A 22,559-nucleotide genomic window follows, 5' to 3' on the forward strand; every position below is an offset into this window, starting at 1 on the left:
TTCCTTCATCAAAAATTTGCAGGCATGCTAAAACCTCAACTATACTTGAGGTCAACAGTGAAATAAGGAAAAATTAGACATGGCTCTCAAAGAAGAACTATCGGTAGGTGAAGTAGCCAAAAGAACTGGGGTTGCAGTTTCCGCATTACATTTCTATGAGAATAAAGGACTGATTACCTCTTTTCGCGACAAAGCCAATCATCGCCGCTACAATCGCGATGTTTTGCGAATTATTTCAGTGATTAAAGTCGCTCAAGAGTCGGGGATTCAATTACAAGAAATCAAGAGCGCGTTAGAAACCCTGCCTAACAAAAAACGTATTTCAGTGTGTGACTGGAATAAGCTTTCCAATGAATGGCGCGATCAATTGCAACAGCGCATCGACCAACTTAATAACTTGAAAAACAACCTAGATGACTGCATTGGCTGCGGGTGTTTATCGATGGAAAAGTGTCGCCTTGTTAATCCTAAAGATGTGTTGAGTGAACACGGACCCGGGCCGCACTTTGCGCCAGATGAAAACACCTAAGACGTAAACGCATAACAATAGATAACCGTAATTCGCCAAGTATCGTATTTTAATACTTAATTAATAATCAGAATTGACCAATCTTAAGACCTATCAATCATTAAAAATTTAGTGAATACTACTTTCCGTAATTCATAGAAATAGTTACTAAATTAGAGAGTGTTATATGTCGTCACAGAGTCAATTTTCACTGTTTTCACAACGTCGTTTTTTGCCATATTTTATTACCCAAGCCTTGGGTGCTTTTAATGACAACCTCTATAAAAACGCACTCATTTTATTTATCGCGTTAATGGCGATTAACGATCAAGCACAATCGAGTTTATTGACTAATATTGCCGCAGGATTGTTTATCTTGCCGTTCTTCTTATTCTCGTCTATTGGCGGCCAAATCGCCGACAAATACGAAAAATCGCGACTCATTCGCGTCATAAAGCTCGCCGAAGTCGCCATTATGATCCTTGGCGCGTTGGCTCTTGTCTGGGAACAAACCAACCTGATGCTAGTCGTGCTATTTTTAATGGGCACGCAGTCAGCATTCTTTGGTCCTGTGAAATTCTCACTCTTGCCACAGCAGCTTGATAAAAGTGAGCTTGTTGGCGGTAATGGGCTTATTGAAATGGGTACCTTCCTCGCAATTTTAGGCGGTACGATTTGCGCAGGCTTGTTATTTGAATTTGAAAAAGCACTAATAATTGTCGCCGTTGCTGTTATCGCATTTGCCTTATTGGGCTATCTTGCCAGCCGCTCTATTCCACAAGCGCCAGCGAACGATCCTACGCTAACCGTCAATTACAATCCCTTTAGTAGCATTAAAAAAACATTAGGCGATGTAAAAAAAGAACGTTCACTTTTCTTATCTATTCTGGCAATCAGCTGGTTTTGGTTTCTAGGAGCTGGCTACTTAACACAGTTTCCAGCGTTTGCACTAAGTGAACTAGGCGGCAATACGCAGCTAGTTACCTTATTGTTAGTTATCTTTTCCTTTGGTGTTGGTCTTGGCTCTATCTTATGTGAAAGACTATCTGGCCACACCATCGAACTAGGCATTATCCCTATTGGCTCTATCGGCATGAGCGTCTTTGGCATTGATATTTATTTTGCTGCTCAGTCACTCATGGTGATTGATAACATGACGGCAATGGAGTTTGTTAGTCATAGCGAGAACTATCGTTTACTTGCTGACTTATTACTACTCGCCATGTTTAGTGGCATCTATGTGGTGCCATTAAATGCATTAATTCAAACCCGTGGTGATGACAAGCAGCGCGCGCAAATCATCGCAGCGAACAACGTGTTAAATGCATTATTTATGGTACTAAGCGCCGTAACCGCCATTGTATTACTTTCTGTATTAGAGTTATCTATCGTCGAATATTTCTTAGTACTGGGCATCGCGAACCTAATTGTTGCTGGCTACATCTACTGGCAAGTGACCGAATTTGTGTTGCGCTTTGTGATTTGGATTATCAGTCATACTATGTATCGCGTTAAACATCGTGGAATCAAGAATATCCCAGAACAAGGCGCTGCCGTGTTAGTGTGTAATCACGTCAGCTTTGTCGATGCACTACTTATCGCAGGTAGTTCGCGTCGCCCAGTCCGCTTTGTGATGGATAAAACTATCGCCAATATGCCAGTAATGAAGTATGTATTTAAATGGGCGAAAACCATTCCTATTTGTTCACCTAAACAAGATATCGATACTTATAACCGCGCGTTTGAGCAAATTAAGCAAGAGCTTGATGACGGTGAACTGGTGTGTATTTTCCCTGAAGGACGCATTACCAAGGACGGCGAACTTAACGAATTTAGAGGTGGCATCGAGAAAATCCTCGCGACTAATCCTGTGCCAGTCATTCCTATGGTATTAACAGGTTTGTGGGGCTCATTCTTTAGCCACAAAGACGGCCATGCATTTACCACTAAGCCGCGCCGTTTTTGGTCACGCGTTGGTTTAGTTGTCGACAAGCCGATTGCTGCACAAGATGCATCAGCTAAACATTTACAACAGGTTACCCAAAATCTGTTAGACAGCGAAGAAAAGCGTTAATTATTAGTCGCTAAGCCTTTAAAAATATGGTTAAGTATTCGCCACTATAATAACAAAGTAGGATTTTATTATGTGGCGTTTACTTTTGCCCCTCTGGCTAACTTCAGTTTCCCTCACCGCCAACGCCCAGCAAAGTTTTGACGATGAGAAGTTTAACGATCTCACGCTGACCAAAGCCCAGCAGCTGCTAGCAAGTAAGAAGTTAACCAGTGTCGAACTGGTAAATTTCTATTTACATCGCATCGAACAATACGATCAAACAGGGCCCAGCGTAAATTCTGTGCCGGTCATCAATCCAATGGCTTTAGCGATTGCGAAGCAATTAGATAACGAACGGGCAAAAGGACAATCTCGCGGGCCTTTACATGGCATTCCAGTGGTATTAAAAGACAATATCGATACCGGTGACGGCATGGCCAACACGGCTGGCTCCTTGGCGCTAAAAAATAACTACCCAACACAAGACGCTCACCTCGTCGCAAAATTAAGAGAAGCAGGGGCTATTATTCTAGGCAAAGCCAATCTAAGTGAATGGGCAAATTTTCGCGGCTATAAATCATCAAGCGGTTGGAGTGGCCTTTGGGGACAAACTAAAAATCCACATAACATAAATTACTCAACATGCGGTTCAAGCGCTGGCTCTGGTGCAGCTGTCGCAGGTGACTTTGCCTTACTTGCTATAGGCACTGAAACCGATGGTTCTATCACCTGCCCTTCAGCACTAACAGGTATTGTTGGAATCAAGCCAACGCTTGGTACTGTTAGCCGCCAAGGTATTATTCCACTTGCTCACAGTCAAGATACTGCAGGCCCTATGGCAAAGACAGTAGCTGGAGCAGTAACCGCATTGGACGCAATGCGTAATTTTGATGCCAAAGATCCGAATGCCATTAAAACCACTGACTCGTTGCTGCCTCACTTGAAATTAAATGGTCTCAAAGGAAAACGCATTGGCATTGTTAGAAACCTTATGGGATATCACAAAGGGTTAGATGCGCAATTCGACATAGCCATCGCAGACTTAAAAAAGCGTGGCGCCATCATCGTAGATAACGCTGACATCCCAAATTTAGAACAAGCTGGAGAATATGAGTTTACCGTTTTACTGTATGAGTTTAAGCATGATTTAAACAAGTATCTCACAGCTGCCAACACAGGATTTACGTTAAAAAAATTAATCGAGTTTAACAAAAAGCATGCTGACAAAGAGCTAGTACATTTCGGCCAAGAACTGTTTGTACAAGCTCAAGCAACAGCGGGGATAACTGACAAAGCCTACCTCAATGCCAGACAACAAGCCCAGCAGCTCATGGGCAAAAATGGAATAGATAAGGTATTAAAAAAGCACAAGCTCGATTTATTGATTGCACCAACAACCCAACCGGCTTGGAAAATAGACTGGAAAAATGGTGATGAATACCTAGGCTCAGCAACCAGTCCGGCAGCTATTTCCGGCTATCCACATATTACCGTTCCCATGGGATTTGTTGATAACTTACCCGTCGGCTTGTCTTTCTTCGGTGGATTCTTATCAGAGCCGACGTTGATAGAAGCGGCCTACGATTTTGAACAGGCGACTCAATACCGCAGACAACCGAAATTAGCTCTCAACTAAATCGATAATTTCATATCTACAACTATCAACCTCTCATCCTGAAGATTTGCGGTTGATAGTTTTTACGCAAGTCTTTAAGATCTTGCGCCGAATTTAATGCCATACTGTTTTTTTAAGTCCATTGGCATTAAGTAATAATTCCTAATGCTTATTACATCAATCAACAAAAAGAGCTGATCAACTTTTATTGCAGTAATACTGATCACAACCTTATATTGATGAATATCGATAACAAACTACAAAGTGAGCAGATTCATGATTAAAACATCAATCGCATTACTAACTGCTGGCATGCTAACGCTTAGTTCACATGCCAATGCTGATATTTCATCGACAGTAAAACTGGCGTCTGACTACACTTTTAACGGTGTTAGCCAAACACAAGATAAACCAGCGCTGCAAGCGAGCTTAGACTACGCCAATGACAATGGTTTATACGCTGGTACTTGGGCATCAAACGTTGACTTCGGCGGCGCAGATGACACTAATCTAGAGTGGGATTTTTACTTAGGTAAATACTACCAACTCAACGAAAAAATCGGTGTTGACGTAGGCATCGCCTACTACACCTATCATGGTGATTCTGCATCGAGCGATTACAAATACCCAGAGGCTTACGCTAAGTTTAGCTCAACCTCGAAACTAGGAACCAGTGAGTTCAACTTATGGTACAGCTGGGACTATTTCGGCCTAGACGTTGGCCACACTATCGCTATGGTTGCCCATACTTTTGAAGTAGCTCCTAATCACAACGTACGCGTGAGCTTTGATCGTTCTATTTCTGACGACAGCGCCAAGTGGACTTGGGACGGTAAAAGTGGCTACAACCACTATCGCGTGGCGTATAACACAACGTGGAAAAAGTTCGATTTAGAGCTGGCTTTAGAAGACACCAGCATGAATTTAGATACAGCAGATACTCGTGTCGTGTTCTCTGTATCACGCACCTTTAATCTTTAATTATTGTTTGAGAAGATCATGACCAACACAAACAAACCAAACGGCAGCGCGATGCTAGAGCGCGCTCATCAAAACATGCCGATGGGCGTTGCCGACAGCTACCGCTACTGGGGCGAAGACAACACCGTATTTCTAAGCAGCATGAAGGGTTGCACCATCACAGATTGTGACGAGCAAACCTTTACTGACTTTCGTCTAGCCTATGGCCCTATTATCCTAGGTTACCGCGACGAGCGTATCGACAACGCCGTTGTTGACGCCATCACCAACATCGGTAGCATCTCAGGCTTCTCAACTGGCTTAGATTCGGACGTAGTTGAGCTTATAAAATCACTTTGCCCTAATATCGAAAAGATGCGTTTTGCTAACTCTGGTACAGAAGCTGTGATTGGCGCTGTTCGCACGGCACGTGGCTTTACCGGGCGCAATAAAATCGTTGTTGTTGAAGGTGGCTTCCACGGTTTACACGACGAAGTTATGTGGAAATCAGACGTTGATAACTGGGACGTAGCCAATGAGAAAGATCCTGCGATCATTCCATTTGGTGCTGGTATCCCAGATAGCACTAAAGATCACCAAGTAAGCGTTCCTTTAAACAACTTCGACGCATTAGACGCAGTTTTCAAAGCATTTGGCGATGATATCGCTGCAATTCTTATCGAGCCAATCATGGGTAACTGTGGTTCAATTGCCTCAACGCAGGAGTATATGCAAAAGCTACGCGATATCTGTGATGCCAATGGTTCGCTACTTATCTTAGATGAAGTTAAGACAGGCTTCCGCGTAGCTAAAGGCGGCGCACAAGAATTATACGGCATTCACGCCGACTTAACCACTTATGCGAAAGCCATGGGTAACGGTTACCCAGTTGCAGGTTTCGGTGGTCGTGCGGATGTCATGGATACTATTTCATTTGCGAAAAACGGCGTGACTCACGGCGGTACCTACACGGCGAATATGGTGGCACTAAGTGCAGCTAAAGCGACGCTAACTGTATTAAAAGAGACCGATGCATTAGCAAACGTTGATAAAGTAGGTCGCGATATCCAAGAGCTACTTTCTCGCGTATTCACTAAGCACGGCGTTGAGCATCGTTTTGCAGGCCCAGACTCAATGTTTGGAGTTCACTTTGGCAGTGAAGTACCGCAAAACTACCGCGATTGGAAGCAAACAAACAGCGATCTCTACACCGAGTTCGCCATGAATCTAATCGCCAACGGCGTTATGCTAGAACCAGATTCACGCGAACCTTGGTTTATCTGTGAAGCTCACAAAGACATGGATTTAGCATGGCTTGAGCAAGTGGCTGACAAATCAATGGCAGACGCCATTACTGCTCACAACGCTTAATTAAGCACGCAGTTTAATCCCCAAAAAGCTTGGCTGTATAGCCAAGCTTTTTTCTTTTAAGCATCAATAAGAGCAGTTGCACTTGTGGAGTGCTCCTACTTTTCCCGCTATCAAACGCCTCAGATTTGCCCACTAACAATTTACTACTATCAATTACCTAAACTTATTCAATAACAGAGTAATTTAGAATATCAATGGTAAGATATTCCCAACATCCACGGTCTCTTGCCATAACGAGTGAATATTGAGAAAAATTAGATGATTTTACCTGTGATTATGGCGGGCGGTAACGGGTCGCGATTATGGCCGCTATCGAGACAGCTTTTTCCCAAACAGTTTCTTAAACTGCATAGTGATGACACTATGTTGCAAAGCACAGTTTCCCGCTTACAGGACATCGAGCACCAGCCGCCATTGATTATCTGTAATGAAGAACATCGCTTTGTTGTTGCCGAGCAGCTGCGCAGTGCGGGGCTTAATCACGGGCAAATTCTATTAGAGCCAGTCGGTCGTAATACAGCTCCCGCTATAGCACTGGCTGCATTTAATGCCGTTAATCAAGGGCAAGATCCTCTACTATTAGTACTAGCCGCCGATCATGTGATTCAAAATACCGATGCTTTTACGCAAGCTGTCGAGCAGGCAGCTACACTGGCGGCACAAGATAAACTCGTCACCTTTGGTATTACACCAACTCATCCAGAAACAGGCTATGGCTATATTAAAGCTGGTGTTATGGAAAGTAACAGCGCTGCGGTTGAGCAGTTTGTTGAGAAACCTGATTTAGCCACCGCACAAGATTATCTTCAATCAGGGAATTATTTTTGGAATAGTGGCATGTTTATGTTTAAAGCCAATGTTTTCCTCGACGAGCTAAAACAGCACCGCCCTGATATCTACAGCGCTTGTCAAAGCGCTATGAACAATACCAGTAGTGATTTAGATTTTATTCGCATTGATAAAACGGCATTTGAACTATGCCCCGATGACTCCATCGACTACGCCGTAATGGAAAAAACCGCCCAAGCTATGGTAGTTCCTATGAATGCAGATTGGAGTGATATTGGCAGTTGGTCAGCATTGTGGGATATCGAAGAAAAAGATGACAACGGCAATGTCTGTCACGGTGACGTACTTAACGTTGATAGCCGTAACAGCTACATCAATGCTCAAGATAAACTCGTTGCTACCGTAGGTTTGGATAATGTAGTCATTGTCGAAACCAAAGACGCAATTTTAGTGGCAGATAAATCCAAGGTGCAAAACGTCAAAGATGTGGTTAATGAGTTAAAAGCTCAAGGACGCAGCGAAGTCTCTGAACACCGCGAAGTCTATCGTCCTTGGGGAAAATACGATTCCCTCGATGACGGTAATCGTTTTAAAGTTAAACGCATCACGGTCAAACCCGGCGCGCGTTTATCAACGCAGATGCATCATCACCGCGCCGAACATTGGATTGTGGTAACGGGCACAGCCAAAGTCATCAAAGACAATGAAGAAGTGTTCCTTACCGAAAACCAATCAACCTACATTCCCGTTGGCAGCGTTCATTCGCTAGAAAACCCAGGAATGGTAGACTTAGAACTAATTGAAGTGCAATCTGGCGGCTACCTTGGCGAAGACGACATAGTGCGCTTTGACGATAAATACGGACGCGAATAACACCTATGGCACTCGCTTGTTTTAAAACTTATGACATTCGCGGCCGTTTGGGCAGTGAACTCAATGAAGACATTAGCTATCGTATTGGCCGCGCCTTTGGCCTAGTGACGAAAGCCAAATCCGTGGTGATTGGTGGCGATGCACGAGCAACTTCTCCAGCACTAGCGATTGCTTTAAGTAATGGTCTGCGCGATAGTGGCGTTAATGTCATCGATTTAGGACTCGCAGGTACCGAAGAGATTTATTTTGCTACATCGAATCTCGATTGCGACGGCGGCATCGTCATTACTGCCTCTCACAATCCTATCGATTACAATGGCATGAAACTGGTTGTTAGAAACAGCAAACCAATTTCGCGCAATAGTGGTTTGAATGAAATTGAACAACTAACAGAAACCCAACCTTGGTTAATAGATAAATCTTCAGCTGCTCGTGGCAGCTATCAACGTCATTCCAATCTCGATGCTTACATAAGCCACCTCTTTGGCTATATTACACCCAGCAATATCAAGCCAATGAAGTTGGTAGTTAACGCGGGGAATGGCGCAGCAGGCCATGTCATCGATGCACTGGAGCAACAATTCACAGCGTTAAAGATTCCCGTTGAGTTTATTAAAATCCACCATCAACCCGATAGTAATTTCCCCAATGGGATCCCCAATCCATTACTTGTTGAAAATAGAGCGTCAACCCGCAATGCGGTAATTGAGCATAAAGCGGATTTAGGTATCGCGTGGGACGGCGATTTTGACCGCTGCTTCTTATTCGATGAACGCGGTGAATTTATTGAAGGGTATTACATTGTCGGTCTACTCGCGCAAGCGTTTTTAGCAAAGGAAAACGGTGCTAAGATCATTCACGATCCGCGCTTAACGTGGAATACCCAAGAACTCGTTAGCAATGCAGGCGGTCAAGCGATAGAAAGTAAAACAGGTCATGCGTTCATCAAAGAGCGCATGCGTGATGAAGATGCTATCTATGGCGGAGAAATGTCGGCGCACCATTACTTTCGCGACTTTTTCTATTGCGACTCGGGCATGATCCCTTGGCTATTAATTATTGAACTGCTTAGTAAAGAAGGAATATCACTATCACAAGCGGTCAATGCACGCCAGTGGCGCTATCCTTCATCCGGTGAAATCAATTTAAGATTAACAGCCCCTGCCGAAGCAATTGCCGCTGTTAAAGCTCACTTCTTGAAGAGTGCTACAAAGATTGATGAAATAGATGGCCTTTCGATGGCATTTGAGAATAACGACCAGCGCTGGCGTTTTAATTTACGCAGCTCTAATACCGAGCCTGTTGTTCGTTTGAATATTGAATCATTTGCCAATAACGAACTAATGAAAGAAAAAACAGCCCTAATTTTGTCCCTGCTACAAGAAATTAATCCTTAATCAACGAAAAAGTACAAAAAATCAGCACTAAAGTACCAAGAATATTGGTTGTTATTAGTGTATTTTACTAGTTATAAAATAACAATAATAACAAGGATTGCTTACCTAGTATTTGGCAAGACACGGAAGGTTTATCATGACGCCGCAATTGGTACAAAATATTCAGCATCGCCGCGAAGTAATGCGTGCACTGCTTTTTATTATTTGCTTGGGTGGAGTTAGCTTTTTTACTATCAACATCTATCGCGAAATCTATTTTCTCGCCTTTCTTGAACTCAGCTATAGTATCTACGCCGTTGCTCTGCTGCGCATTATTTCCAAGACAGACAATTTTCAACGCTGGGTTGTCGCCTTTTTAATCCCCTTGTACTCGCTGATCCTGTACGCCCTTTATTTACCTGAAACATCAAAATCAATGTTTGTGTGGATATTGGCATTTCCCATCGTTTCTTATTTGTTATTAGGAAAAAAGGCAGGTTGCTTAGTTTCAGTTTTATTCTTGATGACGGCACTTATCATCTATCACGTAAAGTTTTTAACGATGCAAGGCTCAGTGGATATAGCAGAGTCACTCAACGTAATATTTAGCTCTGCCTTAATGATTTCATTTGCTCATGTCTATGAAAAAAATCGCGAAAGCAACGAAGTGAGGCTGCTGGAATTAGCGGGTACCGATAGCCTAACAGGCGTACCTAATCGACTAAAACTCTATGAAAGCTACGGCCAATGGCTAAAACAGCTCAAGTGTGGACAGCCTACACCGATGTCGGTTGCGCTAATAGATTTAGACCACTTTAAAACAATCAATGATAAATATGGCCATAGTGCTGGCGATGAAGCATTGCGTCATGTTGCTAATTTCATTCGCGCGAAAATGCCTGCTAATGCCTTGCTAGCAAGAATTGGTGGTGAAGAATTCACATTGAAAATAACCGAAGTAGAGCTAGCGCAGTGTTGCGACTTTATTAATGAGCTACGAAAAGAGCTCAATGAATCTCCACTTGTTCACGAAGGCAAGGTGATAAAGATTACATTTAGCGCTGGCATTGCAACCTATGGCGAAGATGGCACTAGCCTTGATGCCTTATTGGCTTGCGCCGATAAACGCTTATACATTGCTAAGCGTCAAGGGCGCAATCGCGTGTGTTGCGAGGGTGTTCACGAGGTTAAAACATCAAACAAAGTTCTTTGCTGAGGATCCATCGCCTCAACAGGCGTTAGTACTGAGCTAGCCAATACGTGATTACATCCTGTTTGACATACAGCGTCTTGTCCTTTGATATAAGCGGCTAATACGGCCTTGGCTTTTTCTAAACTCTTGCCATAGCGACTAATCACCTGCTCTACCGTCACATGCTCTTTAGGATCGTCTTGCCAGCAATCATAATCTGTGGCTATGCCGATAGTGCAATAACAAATTTGTGCTTCGCGGGCTAAAAACACCTCAGGCACGTTTGTCATACCAACTAAATCTGCCTGCACGGCATTTTTGAGAAATAAACTCTCAGCTTTAGTGCCTAAGCGCGGGCCATCGACACAGGCATAGGTTTTGTTGCGATGAACATCGATATCGATAGTAGCCGCCGCTTCGCTAATGCTATCGGCTAACGCACTACACGTTGGCTCTGCCGTTGAAACATGTGCTACTAAGCCATTACCAAAGAAAGTTTTCTCACGTGGTGATTTCACGAAATCAAAATACTGATCGGCAATAGCTAAATCACCTGGCTTAATTTCTTGCTGCAAGCTACCTACGGCAGACATCCCAATAATTTGTTTTACCCCTAGCGATTTTAGCGCCCAAATATTAGCGCGATAATTTACTTCCGACGGCAATAACCCGTGGTGGTTACCGTGACGCGGTAAGAACAAGATTTCCTTACCCAGATATTGGCCGCGAATAATAGGTGCTGACGGCGCGCCAAATGGCGTCTCTACTTCGTGAGTCTCGATGACCTCTAAGCCATCAATGCTGTAAATTCCAGTGCCACCGATAACGGCTAACATAAACTTTCCTTATTAAATTGAGCTGGCAATGAGGTGATCCAATGTTTAATTTCGTCACGTACATCGCGATAGTAATTGAGTGCTTCCTCTGGTGAACTAGCACTTTGCGCGAGTTTCGGCGGATCGTCAAATTGACGCATAATTACGTTCGTTTTAGCGGGAAATGTCGGACAATTCGTCGCCGCATGTTCACACACTGCCACCACGTAATCGAACTCACAATCGTCGAATTCATTCAGCGTTTGCGATTGATGATTACTAATATCTACACCCACTTCTTGCATTACTTGCACCGCATTCGGGTTTAAGCCGTGGGATTCAATTCCCGCCGAATAGCTACGGAATTCATCGCCGAGTAGTGAATTAGCAAAACCGTGCGCCATCTGGCTGCGACACGAGTTTCCGGTACATAAAAATAAAATCGATTTCATCGTTTCCTCACATTTCACTACAACTGGCACCTAGTGCAAAACAGCTGTAACACCTATGGTGTTTAAGGTTTATGATTTGCTTCATGCTCGCGGCAAGGCTAGTTGCCAAAAAGTAATCTTCGTCATCGTCCACCAACGTGCAAGCGTAAACCTGCATCTGATTGCCTTTCTTAATGATCATCTTAGAGTTGGCGCACATGTAATTTTCACGCTGCTGTTCAGTCTGATACTTGGTCATACAGGTGGTAGTAATATGCGGCACATCGGCGATAGAACCCGGCGCTAAAAAGTCAGGAAAGGCCACCATAGTCATATCTTCTGGCAGTTTATACTGCGCAAAAAGCTCGTGATACTGCGCTTCAACAGTCGCCGTATCTTCCCCTTTAGCCATGTGTCGTGCGAGAGAGACGTGAAAACCGTGTTCGTGCAACAGCTGCATACCTTCGAACGCTTTAACGAAGTTTCCTTCACCGCGTCCTGCATCGTGCGTTGCTTGATCTGGTGAATCGATACTGACACGAAAAGATACAGGATGTTGCCCCTTAGCTTGCAATGCCAATAAGGCATCCATGCGTTTAACCAAAGGTTCGGTGCCATTAGTCAGCACCAAACAAGGTTTAAACTGCGAGGCATAATCTAAAATTTTAACGATATCTTTAGCGAGAAATGGCTCACCGCCGGTAAACGAAAACTGTTCGACGCCCATAGTTAAGGCTTCATCGATAAAAGGCTTAACTTCTTCAAACTTAGGCGTTAACAAACGCTTATCAGACGGGCTTGAGCCCTCCAAACAAAAATCGCACGCCAAATTACACTTGGTGCCAGTGTGAAACCACAGCTCTTTTAGCGAATGCGGTTTAATGTAACCGCGCGCATCACCCAGTGGCGTGTACTGCCAATTGTGCAGACGCTCCTGACGAATAGGGATGATTTCACCGACGGAGATATTCATTAGCAGCAGCTCGTCTTAGCTTTAGGTGCGGGTGCGCAGCAACCACCACTTTGCTCGGTTTCATCAGCCATAAAATCGAATTGATGAGCAGGTACGTCAAATAGTCCTTGATGCGTATTAAAATCACCATGAAACTCGAAATGTTTGGCAAAACGAGACTGCTGTAGTGTGCGCCATGTATTGCCGCTAACCGCCGTTGCTTTCCCCTTAGCAAAGGCCGTATTCTCATCAAAGTTCCACTTACAACCGTGATCTTTAATGGTGCCTAAATAGGTTACTGTTTGGCCGTAGTCTTGCGGTGATACTTCAAGATCTTGCGCTTTGAATAAGCGATAAGTCGCCGATGTAAACTTAATGTCGCCAAGCTTTTGTGCCAGTTCATCATTATCTATAGTAATGGCGCGACTGCTCACTAAGCGCGGCTCAGCAAAGCCAACCGCCTTAGCTAGGTTTTCGAAATCGTTCCAATACAGCGCGCCACTTAAGCACTCACCGTACAATAAAGGATCGTCTTTTAGGTGTTGCGGCACACGCTTGTCGGCGTAAACATCGGAAAAGTAAATTTCGCCACCCGCCTTTAAGATGCGGAACACTTCTTTTAGTACCGCATACTTGTCTGGGCTTAGGTTAATCACACAGTTAGAAATCACTAAATCCATGCTGTTATCGCTGATATTTAGCTCATCTAACTTTTCAATATAACCTTTTAAAAACTGTGTGTTGGCCTGTTGATAGCCAAATTTTTCACGATGATATTCGACATGCTTGTTAGCGACAGCTAGCTGCTCGTCTGTCATATCAACGCCAGTTACACTACCATTTTCCCCAACCATTTGTGCAATGGCGTAACAATCGCGTCCAGCGCCACAGCCAAGATCTAATACATCACAGCCAGCTAACTCTTCTGGCGTAACCAAACCACAACCGTAATAGCGTGCCATCACTTCATCGTGAATATTCGATAAAATCTGTTTAACCTCTGGCGTTAAATCGTCGTCGGTGCAACAAGCATTGGTTTGTAGATCCTCTGATCCTTGTAACACATTGCCGTAATAATCTTGCACAACGTTATGCATGGCTAATTACTCCTGAAGAAATAAACATTTCATTTAAAATAGATAATAATTTTTTGCGCGCCGGGCGCTCATCGCCTTTCAAATCTTTGATCAGCTTTTTAATATCAGCGACATAATCGATGTCATAACCCGGCGTCATATAGTGCACATCGAGCTCTTGCTCGCTACAACTTTGCGAGAGTGCCTGCGACAAAGACTCGGTACTCCACGGTAAGTCGATGATGTTTGGCCAAGGATGAGCGTTGGCCATAATCACCACCCCACCATCGTCGGCGTGACTAAGCACGATGTCGTGCTTGTTTAGCTCGCGCGCTGCTTCGCTAAAATGCTGCGCGGTGAGCATAGGCGCATCGGTGCCTATGGTAATAATTTTTTCATGACCGAAAACGCGTAATACGTGATCGACATAGTTAAGGCGCTGTCCCAAGTTACCGGACATTCCTGACGGTAATTGCGTCATTACCTGGGCGTTTTCGTTTAAGCTCTGCGCCCATTCGACATCTTCGTCATGGCTACAAGCGATAACGACAGGCCCGCGCCACGCGTGGCTATCTTCGATTGCACATGCCAACAACGCCTTAGCAACAATCAAGGTTTTTTCGGCAGAAATCGTCTCGGCGATGCGCTGCTTTCCTTGATGCAACTTAGGACGTTTACAAAACAACACCAAGGTCGGCCACTGCTTATTAGCAGTCCCGTCATAATTTGATGTTGGTAATTGATAAGGCATTGGCTCTCTCGAATAAATAGCGGTTAAATCAAAAGACCCTAGTTCGGCTGATTTAATTTCCAGTTATATGCAAAATCTATGTTGCCGTCGAAGTTACGCAATTTTTCACCCAGCTCAGGCTCAGCGTAATGGCTAAGATGAAGCAATAAATCGCGCTCGTTATCGCCAAAGTCGATAGAGAACCAGCTGTAAATACTCGAAAGGACCAAGGTGTCATTATCAAAGTGTACGCCTTTGCGCTGATTGATAAAACGTTTGGCGCCCTGCTCTAATTGACTTTCGATATCCGATCCAGTTAAGGGTTTTGCTGGTAAATCGGGACAGCCAATGCTGGCACAATTAATCACATAATGAATGCGCTTATCTTGATAGATACCGCGCAAAATACCGTGCTCTATTTGATTAAGGGTCAATGGCGTATTAGCGACTACTGCAAGCTCTTCATTCCACGGCCCAGTAATGCCATCACCAATCTCTTTAATGGATGAAAGTGGATAATTTTTTAAGATCAGATCTATGGTGAGGGCGTTATAGAGGTTTGCCCAATAAGCCATTTGTTCACGCTGATTATAGTCTCGCGGATCGATGCCTTGCAGCTGCGTTAAATAAATCGTTAACTTAGCTTTATCGCCTTGTGACACCGCAGCGTAATCAAATTCGCGCACGCCGCTATTAACATTTTCACGCAGATAATGATTGAGAATATCGCCCCATAATTGATGATCGATAACGCCGTTACTTTGCTCATCACTTTGCTGCCATGAAACAATGGCATTGGGGCTAATAGCTTGATACAGCGTGTAAGCTTTTATCGCCAATGCACCAGCGAAAATCACGGCGATAATGAATAAAATCTTTAACTTACTCATTGCCCGTACCGCAAATAGTGTTTAACGATACGGCGCTTTTTTAGATAAAGCTTGGCAATCATCGATAAGATACCGATACCCGCTTTTACCGAGCCTGACAGCGTGCCACTGATTTTAGACTCACCGATACGCACCTTCGAATCTACCGAGTATTCGCTCACCTGCATGCCGCAAATAATAGCTTTCACTTGCATCTCTACCGTCCAACCGAACGTTTTATCCTGCATATCGATTGCCATTAACGAGTCACGGCGCATAGCGCGAAATGGCCCGAGATCAGTAATCTTTTGTCCCCAAAACAAAGTAATGAGATGGCTCGATAACCAGTTACCAAACATCTGAGTGCTAGTGAGTGCACCTTTTTCGATGTGACCGAGATTGCGAGAGCCAATCGCCAAATCATCACCATTAACGATCCCTTCTAACATAGGCAACGCTTGCTCCGCAAAGCACGAATCATCACCATCGACAAAGAGCACGATATCGCAATTAGGTAAACGCTCCATTGCCGTTAAACAGGCGATGCCATAACCCGGAATATCTTGTCTCACCACAACAGCACCAGCCTCTGCTGCCACTTGCGCCGTGCTATCGGTAGAGCCGTTATCGCAAACGATAACTTCATCAATAACCTGCTGCTCATTCGCGCGCAGCGCCAGCAATTGACTCACTACCTTCTTGATAGCAAGCTCTTCATTAAGCGCTGGAATAATGGCGACAACCGATTGACCTTTATACATGTAAAACCTCTATGTGCTCAAAGTTATCCTATTGAGCGTGAATATCTCGACTTATCGCTTTATGACTTATCCATTGACGATAAAAATAACGCATAACAGCAACCGCAGCTGCCAACTGTACCAAGCCAACTAACCACACTGGCCAAACGGCAGGTTGCCATAGACGCTCACTTAAAAAACCGTTTAGTACTTCATACGTCAATGGCATCAGAAGCGTCCACAAAATTAAATAACGATTTGGCGCTAACGCTAACAGGGGCAATAATGGCATTAAATACCACGGGAAAATTACCGGACTAATGAGTAGCGGAATAGCTACAGCAATCTGCGCAGCAAGAATCAATTGTGATTTATCTGATAACTTTACTCTTTCTTTCCATAAGAAAAGCGCGATTGCCAGTGAAAGTGCAGCGGCGAAAATCAGCATGGTTATCAATATTTGATAGCCGTTAAATACCTGATCCAACGCTACAAATAATGGCGCGGCAAAACGCCATTTTTCAAAAAATACCCCGATACTGCCTACCGGATGCAGCCCTAATCCCAAGGTCACTAGATAAATAGTCGCAATAGTAATCAGAGCGCTAACAACTAATTTAGCAGCGGCTTTGATATTAGGCATGGTAAATATCAAAGGTAATAACAACATGATTGGTACGACCTTTATCGCCGTACCTAATCCGATGACAACGCCTGTTAGTACAACGCGCTGTCGTTGCCATAAATAAAGCGCAGCAGCCACCGACAAGGTCGATATTGCATCGATATGTAAACCAATATTGGCTTCTAAGATCAGCAGGGGCGAAAAGGCAATTAACGATAAATGCTGCAATTTCCCCGCATACTCAAGCACTTTAGCGGCAATAAAAAGTGTGGCTAAACTAGCGCTAAGAATAATCAGCTTCCACGCTAAAAGCGCATGTTCTAATCCAACCGATGCTGCAAGTGAAAACAGTCCTAATGCCAAAGGTGGATACAAAGTGACATATTTGGCGTGTTCGCTTGGTGGTTGCCATTGCGCCCGCAGTTCTTGTAGCTGCGGCGCATCGTGACTAACCCGATAAGGATCTAGTCCTTCAACGGCAATGCGGCCATCAAACAAATAACGATCAACATCGTTAGAGGCATAAGATCCCGCATCAATAAGTAGTATGCGTGCCAGCACTGCAACCGCTAATAACCAGCTAATATCCTTAAAGCTAATTGCCTCTGGCGCACTCTTCCATGCCGCTAGCATGGCGATTGCCATGAGCGAATACTGCGCCATGGTCAAATAACCCATGTTATAAGCAGGCCTAACCGCAGCAAGCTCTGCTAAGTAATAACTTGCCAAGGCGAGTAGCAACACCGCAAATGCGCTAATCCGAAATACAGCGCTATGTGGCGTGCGCGCAAAAAGCCCTGACAAAACAGCCATAACTACTTAGATAGCTGGTAGTGGTGATAGAAACTATGCAGCGCTGCTGTAACAAAGCCGATGGTTAGTAGCAATAAGAACGGCAACATAAACCAATGTTGATGGTTAATCGCCCACATTAGTACTACGGCATAAACACCAGCAATAATGAATTCGAATATGGCTCCTTTCGGCGCTACGGCTTTATAGTTCTTAATCGTCTCAGGAACAATACTCACCGGCTTAACGTCATTTTGCAGCTCGCCCGTCTTCGGCGTGCGCACGAATTCACTTTCGCGGCCCATTAATGCTTCGAGACCCGCTTTCGAGTTGTTAATCGCCAGCTGAATACCAAGCATCACTAAGTTAGGTACTTTCACTAATGCACGACTCTTATTACGTTTCAGAGCGATTTGTCCCCAGTACAAGTAAATTAGGTGACCACCAGATGACATGATTAACAGCGGAATATCGATCCACCAGATATTCAAGAAATCGTATTTATCACGTAATAATAAACTCGGCACCAAGAAGAATAAGGTGTCCACTAGCATCACGAAATACGCAAGGTTATTCGACAAATGAAAGGTCGACTCGATTTTCTTAGTCAGCGGTATTTTAGCGCGCCATACTGTCGACAGCATCTTCATCATTACCTGCACACCGCCTTTCGCCCACCGATATTGCTGTGACTTAAAGGCGTTCATATCAGCAGGTAACTCTCCCGGACATGGAATGTGATTTAGATACACCATCTTCCAGCCTTTAAGCTGAGCACGGTAACTTAAATCGAGATCTTCGGTAAGAGTGTCGGCGCTCCAATGTCCAGCATCGATAATGGCCGACGTACGCCAAATACCCGCAGTACCATTAAAGTTAAACAGCATATTACTCGCGCTGCGCACTTGTTGCTCCAGACTAAAATGCGCATCAAGCATAATGGCTTGGGTCTTGGTTAACAGGCTGCTACGGCGATTTAAATGCTCCCAACGCAGTTGCACCATAGCCACATCTTTTTGGGTGAAATAGTGAATGCTATCGAGCAAGGTATTAGGGTGCGGAATAAAGTCGGCATCGAAAATTGCGATAAATTCACCAGTCGCCGTATCCATCGCATCTTTAAGCGCGCCTGCTTTAAAGCCTTGACGATTAACGCGCTGCACATGCTCGATGTCGATGCCTTGTTGCTGATAAAACTTTACTCGCTCGGCAACTAACTCACAGGTATCGTCGTTAGAATCATCGACAATCTGTATTTGCAGCTTATCGTGTGGGTATTCTAACTTAACGATAGAATCGACAATACGCTGCGCCACCATGCGCTCGTTATACAACGGAATTTGCACAGTTACCTTAGGTAACTGAGCAAATTCTTTCGGCGTTGCAGGTTGATGCTTGCGATAGCGAAACCAACGAAATACCATCGACAAGCGATGCAAACCAAATAAACAAAGGATAAATAGCAATGCAAAGTGAATTGCTATAATCGACATACTTAACACCGACATGTTGTAACGACCTACCTAGTAAAATTTATCTAAAAGACTTACTTAGAAGACTTTGGTAAAACCAATTTCAAATCTATCGCCTTTCAAAATATTGTCGCCATAGATTTCATTGGTATAAGTGAACTCGACACCATAGCCTTTAAGGCTGCTGTTTTTGTCGAAGTTCCAACCAGCTGTTAACTCTAACTTACCAGAATCGAACTCAAATGGGTTAGAAAGGTTTCCAGTGTTGACCGCCGTCGCATCAGAGTTCTCTGCGCTTAAAATACCATCAAGTTTGGTTCTAAAATACAGATTTTCATTGGCGTTAAAACCGTATTCTAGTAAATAACGATACTCATCTGATGGATCGCCTTGACGCAGACGGTAACCAAATTCAGCACCAAAATAACCGTATTCGTTTAAGCTCTTACCGATAAGTACTTTAGCTTCGTAATCGGTTTGGTCATTCCCCAAACCATCTTCCGCGTCATACAAGAACGGGGTTTTGATTAAGAATGACGTTGAAACAACAAAGGGATTTGCTTGCCATTGGTATTTGATACCAATTTCTGCATCGCCAAAACCGCTCGCACTGCTTTTACCAAGCACTGTATCTTCTTGATCGTAAGATTGGTTTAACAGTGACCCATAAAGCGCGAATTTCTTACCTAACCCGTATTCTGCATAAAGTGAAACACTGTTGCTTTCGAAATCAACGAATGTTGGATTAGAGCCGTGGTAATCATCTGCACTGTAGGTAGCAACGCCTAGTTTAACGTAGCCAGAATCTTTCTTGGCAACCCAAGCACCAGCGTTGGCATTAGCAGTTGCTAATAGTGCTGTTACCGCTAGTGCAGTAGCAGATAATTTAGTTATAGAACCTTGGGTACTGCCTGACTTTAAGTTTTTCATTGTTTTTCTCGAGTCCGTAGTTAGTAGTTGGATGGTTTCAAACTAGATTTTCAGCTTTTAAAAAACAAGCGACACAGGCTGCTTTAACTAAAACGTTAATGTTCTGTGATAAATCTGTTAGAAACTCCTTAACGAACTAAAAGACCCACCTAAAACTAAATATATTTCAGGCAGCAATAAAAAACTTTAGGAAGAGTGATATACCCAAGCTACTTCAAGACTTGCTGAAGACTAGCATCTTAAGGTGGCTTGGGTATACAAGTTAGTCAGCAACCGAATGGCTGATTAGTTTTGATTGATGCAAAGCACTCGGTTTATCAAATAGATACCCTTGAAAATACTCGATATTGAGAGTGCACAATGTTTCATAAATAGATTGGTTGGCAACATATTCAGCAACTACTTTAACGCCGAGCGCATGACAAATCTCTACAATGGCCTTTACTGTCACAAAATGGCGTTGGTTTATATCGATATCTCGAACGAGAGAGCCATCAATTTTGACAATATCAACAGGGATTTGCGTTAAATAATTAAAATTTGAGTAGCCGCTACCAAAGTCATCAATCGCCAGATGGCAATTAAAGCGTTTAATTAGCGCTAAAAACGCCGTAAAAAATTCACTTTCAATATCTAAACTATCTGACTCTACTAACTCGATAGTTACTCGACTGCCACATTGATATTGCTCAAGCAGTTGCTCTAGTAACCCCATAGTTACGGCATCGCAGATATCCATATAGGTTACATTGAGAGAAAAACGCTGCGTAGAATCAGCAAAGTAAGCAAATGCCTTTTCAAAAACTAACTGAGTTAACTTGTTATAAAGTTTGGCTTTACAGGCATAGTCCAAAAAGAAATACGGAGAGGTGAAGATGTCTTTCTCATGATCGTGATGGCGCATCAAAACTTCAGTTGAATACGTATTTTGTTCACGGTCAAAAATCTTTTGACCAAATATCGCAAAGCCATCACTTTGCAATGCATGTTTAATACTTTGAGTCCAACCTACTGTTTCTTCAATAGCTCTTAATAGCTTTCGCTGTGGTTTGTAAACATTAATTTTTGCGCAACTACCTTCCGCGAGTTTAATCGCGTGAATTGCGTTAATGTATGGATCCATTCCAGCAAAGTTTTCAGCCACGCCAACAAACAAAGATAAATTCATTGTTTTGTTTTGGCATTCGAATCCAGTTTCTTCAAAGCGATTAGCCATCTTTTTACAAAAATCAGCGAAGCTTTCGATACTATTATGCACTTTAGAAACTAAGGTAAACTGATATTCGCCAGTGCGATACAACGTTAAATCTCTAGTCACTAACGAGCGTAAATGGCTGACAATATCTCGTAATAGTTCGGTAAATTGCTGCTTGGTGGTAATTTGATTAATAGCTTCGAGTTCGTAAACATCTAATACAGCTAACTTAGCGCCTAGTGCTTTCTTAAGATCGCTATATAGTTTGGTTTTATTTGGCAAACGAGACTGACGATCTGTATTTTGAAAAACGATAACTTTTTCTTTTTCGATAAGACTCGTAATGTCGTTACGAATTGCAATGTATTCGACGATTTCACCATCAGTATTAAAAATCGGGCTAATGGTAGAATCAACAAAGTAACTCTCGCCATTCTTTTTACGGTTTTGGATAACACCTTGCCAGATTTTTCCAGCACGTATCGTCAGCCAGAGATCTTTAAATAAAGCCTTAGGGACATCGGGGTGATTAATCACGCTATGATCGCGACCTAACAGCTCTTCCATTTCGTAGCCAGAAATATCACAGAACTTTTTATTGGCATAAACGATCTTGCCTGCGGCGTCTGTTTTAGACACGATCGAACTAAAATCAATGACTTTTTTATGCTCATTGAGCAAATTGTAATTTATGGAATCGATGGCGCGGTTGTTTTCTAAGTCACCGCCAAACTCCTTTTGTAGCGCCTTAATGTCAATTACGCTAGCAAGCACCATTCGCTTATTTTGGTAGGAAATATCCAATAGGCGTACATAGGCCTCATTCAGCTGCCCGTCTTGGCTTCGATGCGTCCAGAAAAACTCAGCATGGCCATCTCGGTAACATTTTTCTCTAAAATGTGCAGCCTTGGAGACAGAGCTTTGGCCATCTGGCTGATATTCTGGAGCAAGCTCGGTAGGATGAATAGAGACACACTTTGATTTATCGTTAAAACCCAAATAAGCTGCGGCGGCGGGGTTACAGTCTAAGATACGATTATTTGCTAATACATAAATAGGGATAGCTGCGCGTTCATAGGCCGCCGACGAGATATATTCACTCAGATTGGTGTATTTATTTTGAGAGGAATTATTCAATGCTATACCTACGATAAACCAGCGACTGTCAGATACTAATCAAATTCAGTTTAGCATC

19 protein-coding genes are annotated in these 22,559 nt (G+C 43.4%); 8 read left to right on the forward strand and 11 right to left on the reverse strand.

The window, feature by feature from the left end:
• Positions 1–79: 79 nt before the first annotated feature.
• The 8 genes from soxR to MHM98_RS08165 all read left to right on the forward strand — a co-directional run bounded on the left by soxR (position 80) and on the right by MHM98_RS08165 (position 10,761).
• A complete protein-coding gene (gene soxR / locus MHM98_RS08130) occupies positions 80–529 on the forward strand; it encodes a redox-sensitive transcriptional activator SoxR (protein ID WP_239438756.1) in 450 nt (149 codons plus the stop codon).
• Between the two features lie 166 nt (positions 530–695).
• Positions 696–2,582: an MFS transporter gene (locus tag MHM98_RS08135; RefSeq protein ID WP_239438757.1), complete on the forward strand. Its 1,887-nt coding sequence runs from the start codon at positions 696–698 to the stop codon at positions 2,580–2,582.
• A 70-nt stretch (positions 2,583–2,652) separates the two neighbouring features.
• Positions 2,653–4,197, forward strand: a complete 1,545-nt coding sequence (locus MHM98_RS08140; RefSeq protein ID WP_239438758.1) for an amidase — start codon at positions 2,653–2,655, stop codon at positions 4,195–4,197.
• 255 nt (positions 4,198–4,452) lie between these two features.
• On the forward strand, positions 4,453–5,157 hold the full coding sequence (locus MHM98_RS08145) for a TorF family putative porin (RefSeq protein ID WP_239438759.1): 705 nt from the start codon (positions 4,453–4,455) through the stop codon (positions 5,155–5,157).
• An 18-nt stretch (positions 5,158–5,175) separates the two neighbouring features.
• Positions 5,176–6,507 carry an aminotransferase class III-fold pyridoxal phosphate-dependent enzyme gene (locus MHM98_RS08150; protein WP_239438760.1) on the forward strand — a complete coding sequence of 444 codons (1,332 nt, stop codon included), beginning with the start codon at positions 5,176–5,178 and terminating at the stop codon, positions 6,505–6,507.
• A 258-nt stretch (positions 6,508–6,765) separates the two neighbouring features.
• Positions 6,766–8,169: a mannose-1-phosphate guanylyltransferase/mannose-6-phosphate isomerase gene (locus MHM98_RS08155; RefSeq protein WP_239438761.1), complete on the forward strand. Its 1,404-nt coding sequence runs from the start codon at positions 6,766–6,768 to the stop codon at positions 8,167–8,169.
• 5 nt (positions 8,170–8,174) lie between these two features.
• Entirely contained in the window at positions 8,175–9,566 is a 1,392-nt protein-coding gene (locus MHM98_RS08160; RefSeq protein WP_239438762.1) for a phosphomannomutase CpsG, read from the forward strand.
• A 136-nt stretch (positions 9,567–9,702) separates the two neighbouring features.
• On the forward strand, positions 9,703–10,761 hold the full coding sequence (locus MHM98_RS08165) for a GGDEF domain-containing protein (RefSeq protein WP_239438763.1): 1,059 nt from the start codon (positions 9,703–9,705) through the stop codon (positions 10,759–10,761).
• Here MHM98_RS08165 and mtnP read toward each other — a convergent pair.
• The 11 genes from mtnP to MHM98_RS08220 form a co-directional block, all read right to left on the reverse strand.
• Positions 10,725–11,573: an S-methyl-5'-thioadenosine phosphorylase gene (gene mtnP, locus MHM98_RS08170; RefSeq protein WP_239438764.1), complete on the reverse strand. Its 849-nt coding sequence runs from the start codon at positions 11,571–11,573 to the stop codon at positions 10,725–10,727. The two genes, MHM98_RS08165 and mtnP, sit on opposite strands and share 37 nt — an antisense overlap.
• Positions 11,567–12,004, reverse strand: coding sequence for an arsenate reductase ArsC (locus MHM98_RS08175; protein ID WP_239438765.1), 438 nt, complete (start codon positions 12,002–12,004; stop codon positions 11,567–11,569). Before MHM98_RS08175 ends, mtnP begins: the two co-directional genes overlap by 7 nt.
• A 7-nt stretch (positions 12,005–12,011) precedes the next feature.
• Positions 12,012–12,956, reverse strand: a complete 945-nt coding sequence (locus tag MHM98_RS08180) for a radical SAM protein (protein ID WP_239438766.1) — start codon at positions 12,954–12,956, stop codon at positions 12,012–12,014.
• Positions 12,956–14,032 (reverse strand): methyltransferase domain-containing protein, encoded by a 1,077-nt coding sequence (locus MHM98_RS08185; RefSeq protein ID WP_239438767.1) that lies wholly within the window; start codon positions 14,030–14,032, stop codon positions 12,956–12,958. The genes MHM98_RS08180 and MHM98_RS08185 overlap by 1 nt, the downstream gene beginning before the upstream one ends.
• The gene (locus MHM98_RS08190) at positions 14,025–14,762 is read right to left on the reverse strand and encodes a DUF2064 domain-containing protein (RefSeq protein WP_239438768.1); all 738 of its coding nucleotides are present in this window, start codon (positions 14,760–14,762) and stop codon (positions 14,025–14,027) included. Before MHM98_RS08190 ends, MHM98_RS08185 begins: the two co-directional genes overlap by 8 nt.
• Positions 14,763–14,800: 38 nt before the next feature.
• Positions 14,801–15,631 (reverse strand): DUF547 domain-containing protein, encoded by an 831-nt coding sequence (locus MHM98_RS08195; protein ID WP_239438769.1) that lies wholly within the window; start codon positions 15,629–15,631, stop codon positions 14,801–14,803.
• Entirely contained in the window at positions 15,628–16,371 is a 744-nt protein-coding gene (locus tag MHM98_RS08200) for a glycosyltransferase family 2 protein (protein WP_239438770.1), read from the reverse strand. Before MHM98_RS08200 ends, MHM98_RS08195 begins: the two co-directional genes overlap by 4 nt.
• Positions 16,372–16,399: 28 nt before the next feature.
• On the reverse strand, positions 16,400–17,788 hold the full coding sequence (locus MHM98_RS08205) for a glycosyltransferase 87 family protein (protein ID WP_239438771.1): 1,389 nt from the start codon (positions 17,786–17,788) through the stop codon (positions 16,400–16,402).
• Between the two features lie 2 nt (positions 17,789–17,790).
• Entirely contained in the window at positions 17,791–19,260 is a 1,470-nt protein-coding gene (locus tag MHM98_RS08210) for a glycosyltransferase (protein ID WP_239438772.1), read from the reverse strand.
• 57 nt (positions 19,261–19,317) lie between these two features.
• Positions 19,318–20,169 carry a hypothetical protein gene (locus tag MHM98_RS08215; RefSeq protein WP_239438773.1) on the reverse strand — a complete coding sequence of 284 codons (852 nt, stop codon included), beginning with the start codon at positions 20,167–20,169 and terminating at the stop codon, positions 19,318–19,320.
• 262 nt (positions 20,170–20,431) lie between these two features.
• On the reverse strand, positions 20,432–22,501 hold the full coding sequence (locus tag MHM98_RS08220) for a bifunctional diguanylate cyclase/phosphodiesterase (RefSeq protein WP_239438774.1): 2,070 nt from the start codon (positions 22,499–22,501) through the stop codon (positions 20,432–20,434).
• Positions 22,502–22,559: the final 58 nt, after the last annotated feature.

This window comes from Psychrobium sp. MM17-31, assembly GCF_022347785.1.
Lineage (GTDB): Bacteria > Pseudomonadota > Gammaproteobacteria > Enterobacterales > Psychrobiaceae > Psychrobium.

Bases quoted from the DNA above. Each gene is read 5' to 3' on its own strand.
- MHM98_RS08190 (WP_239438768.1), bottom strand. From the start codon at position 14,762: ATGCCTTATCAATTACCAACATCAAATTATGACGGGACTGCTAATAAG.
- MHM98_RS08140 (WP_239438758.1), top strand. From the start codon at position 2,653: ATGTGGCGTTTACTTTTGCCCCTCTGGCTAACTTCAGTTTCCCTCACC.
- MHM98_RS08135 (WP_239438757.1), top strand. From the start codon at position 696: ATGTCGTCACAGAGTCAATTTTCACTGTTTTCACAACGTCGTTTTTTG.
- MHM98_RS08210 (WP_239438772.1), bottom strand. From the start codon at position 19,260: ATGTCGATTATAGCAATTCACTTTGCATTGCTATTTATCCTTTGTTTA.
- MHM98_RS08150 (WP_239438760.1), top strand. From the start codon at position 5,176: ATGACCAACACAAACAAACCAAACGGCAGCGCGATGCTAGAGCGCGCT.
- MHM98_RS08175 (WP_239438765.1), bottom strand. From the start codon at position 12,004: ATGAAATCGATTTTATTTTTATGTACCGGAAACTCGTGTCGCAGCCAG.
- mtnP (WP_239438764.1), bottom strand. From the start codon at position 11,573: ATGTTAGCCGTTATCGGTGGCACTGGAATTTACAGCATTGATGGCTTA.
- MHM98_RS08195 (WP_239438769.1), bottom strand. From the start codon at position 15,631: ATGAGTAAGTTAAAGATTTTATTCATTATCGCCGTGATTTTCGCTGGT.
- MHM98_RS08180 (WP_239438766.1), bottom strand. From the start codon at position 12,956: ATGAATATCTCCGTCGGTGAAATCATCCCTATTCGTCAGGAGCGTCTG.
- MHM98_RS08160 (WP_239438762.1), top strand. From the start codon at position 8,175: ATGGCACTCGCTTGTTTTAAAACTTATGACATTCGCGGCCGTTTGGGC.
- MHM98_RS08205 (WP_239438771.1), bottom strand. From the start codon at position 17,788: ATGGCTGTTTTGTCAGGGCTTTTTGCGCGCACGCCACATAGCGCTGTA.
- MHM98_RS08200 (WP_239438770.1), bottom strand. From the start codon at position 16,371: ATGTATAAAGGTCAATCGGTTGTCGCCATTATTCCAGCGCTTAATGAA.
- MHM98_RS08155 (WP_239438761.1), top strand. From the start codon at position 6,766: ATGATTTTACCTGTGATTATGGCGGGCGGTAACGGGTCGCGATTATGG.
- soxR (WP_239438756.1), top strand. From the start codon at position 80: ATGGCTCTCAAAGAAGAACTATCGGTAGGTGAAGTAGCCAAAAGAACT.
- MHM98_RS08215 (WP_239438773.1), bottom strand. From the start codon at position 20,169: ATGAAAAACTTAAAGTCAGGCAGTACCCAAGGTTCTATAACTAAATTA.
- MHM98_RS08185 (WP_239438767.1), bottom strand. From the start codon at position 14,032: ATGCATAACGTTGTGCAAGATTATTACGGCAATGTGTTACAAGGATCA.
- MHM98_RS08165 (WP_239438763.1), top strand. From the start codon at position 9,703: ATGACGCCGCAATTGGTACAAAATATTCAGCATCGCCGCGAAGTAATG.
- MHM98_RS08145 (WP_239438759.1), top strand. From the start codon at position 4,453: ATGATTAAAACATCAATCGCATTACTAACTGCTGGCATGCTAACGCTT.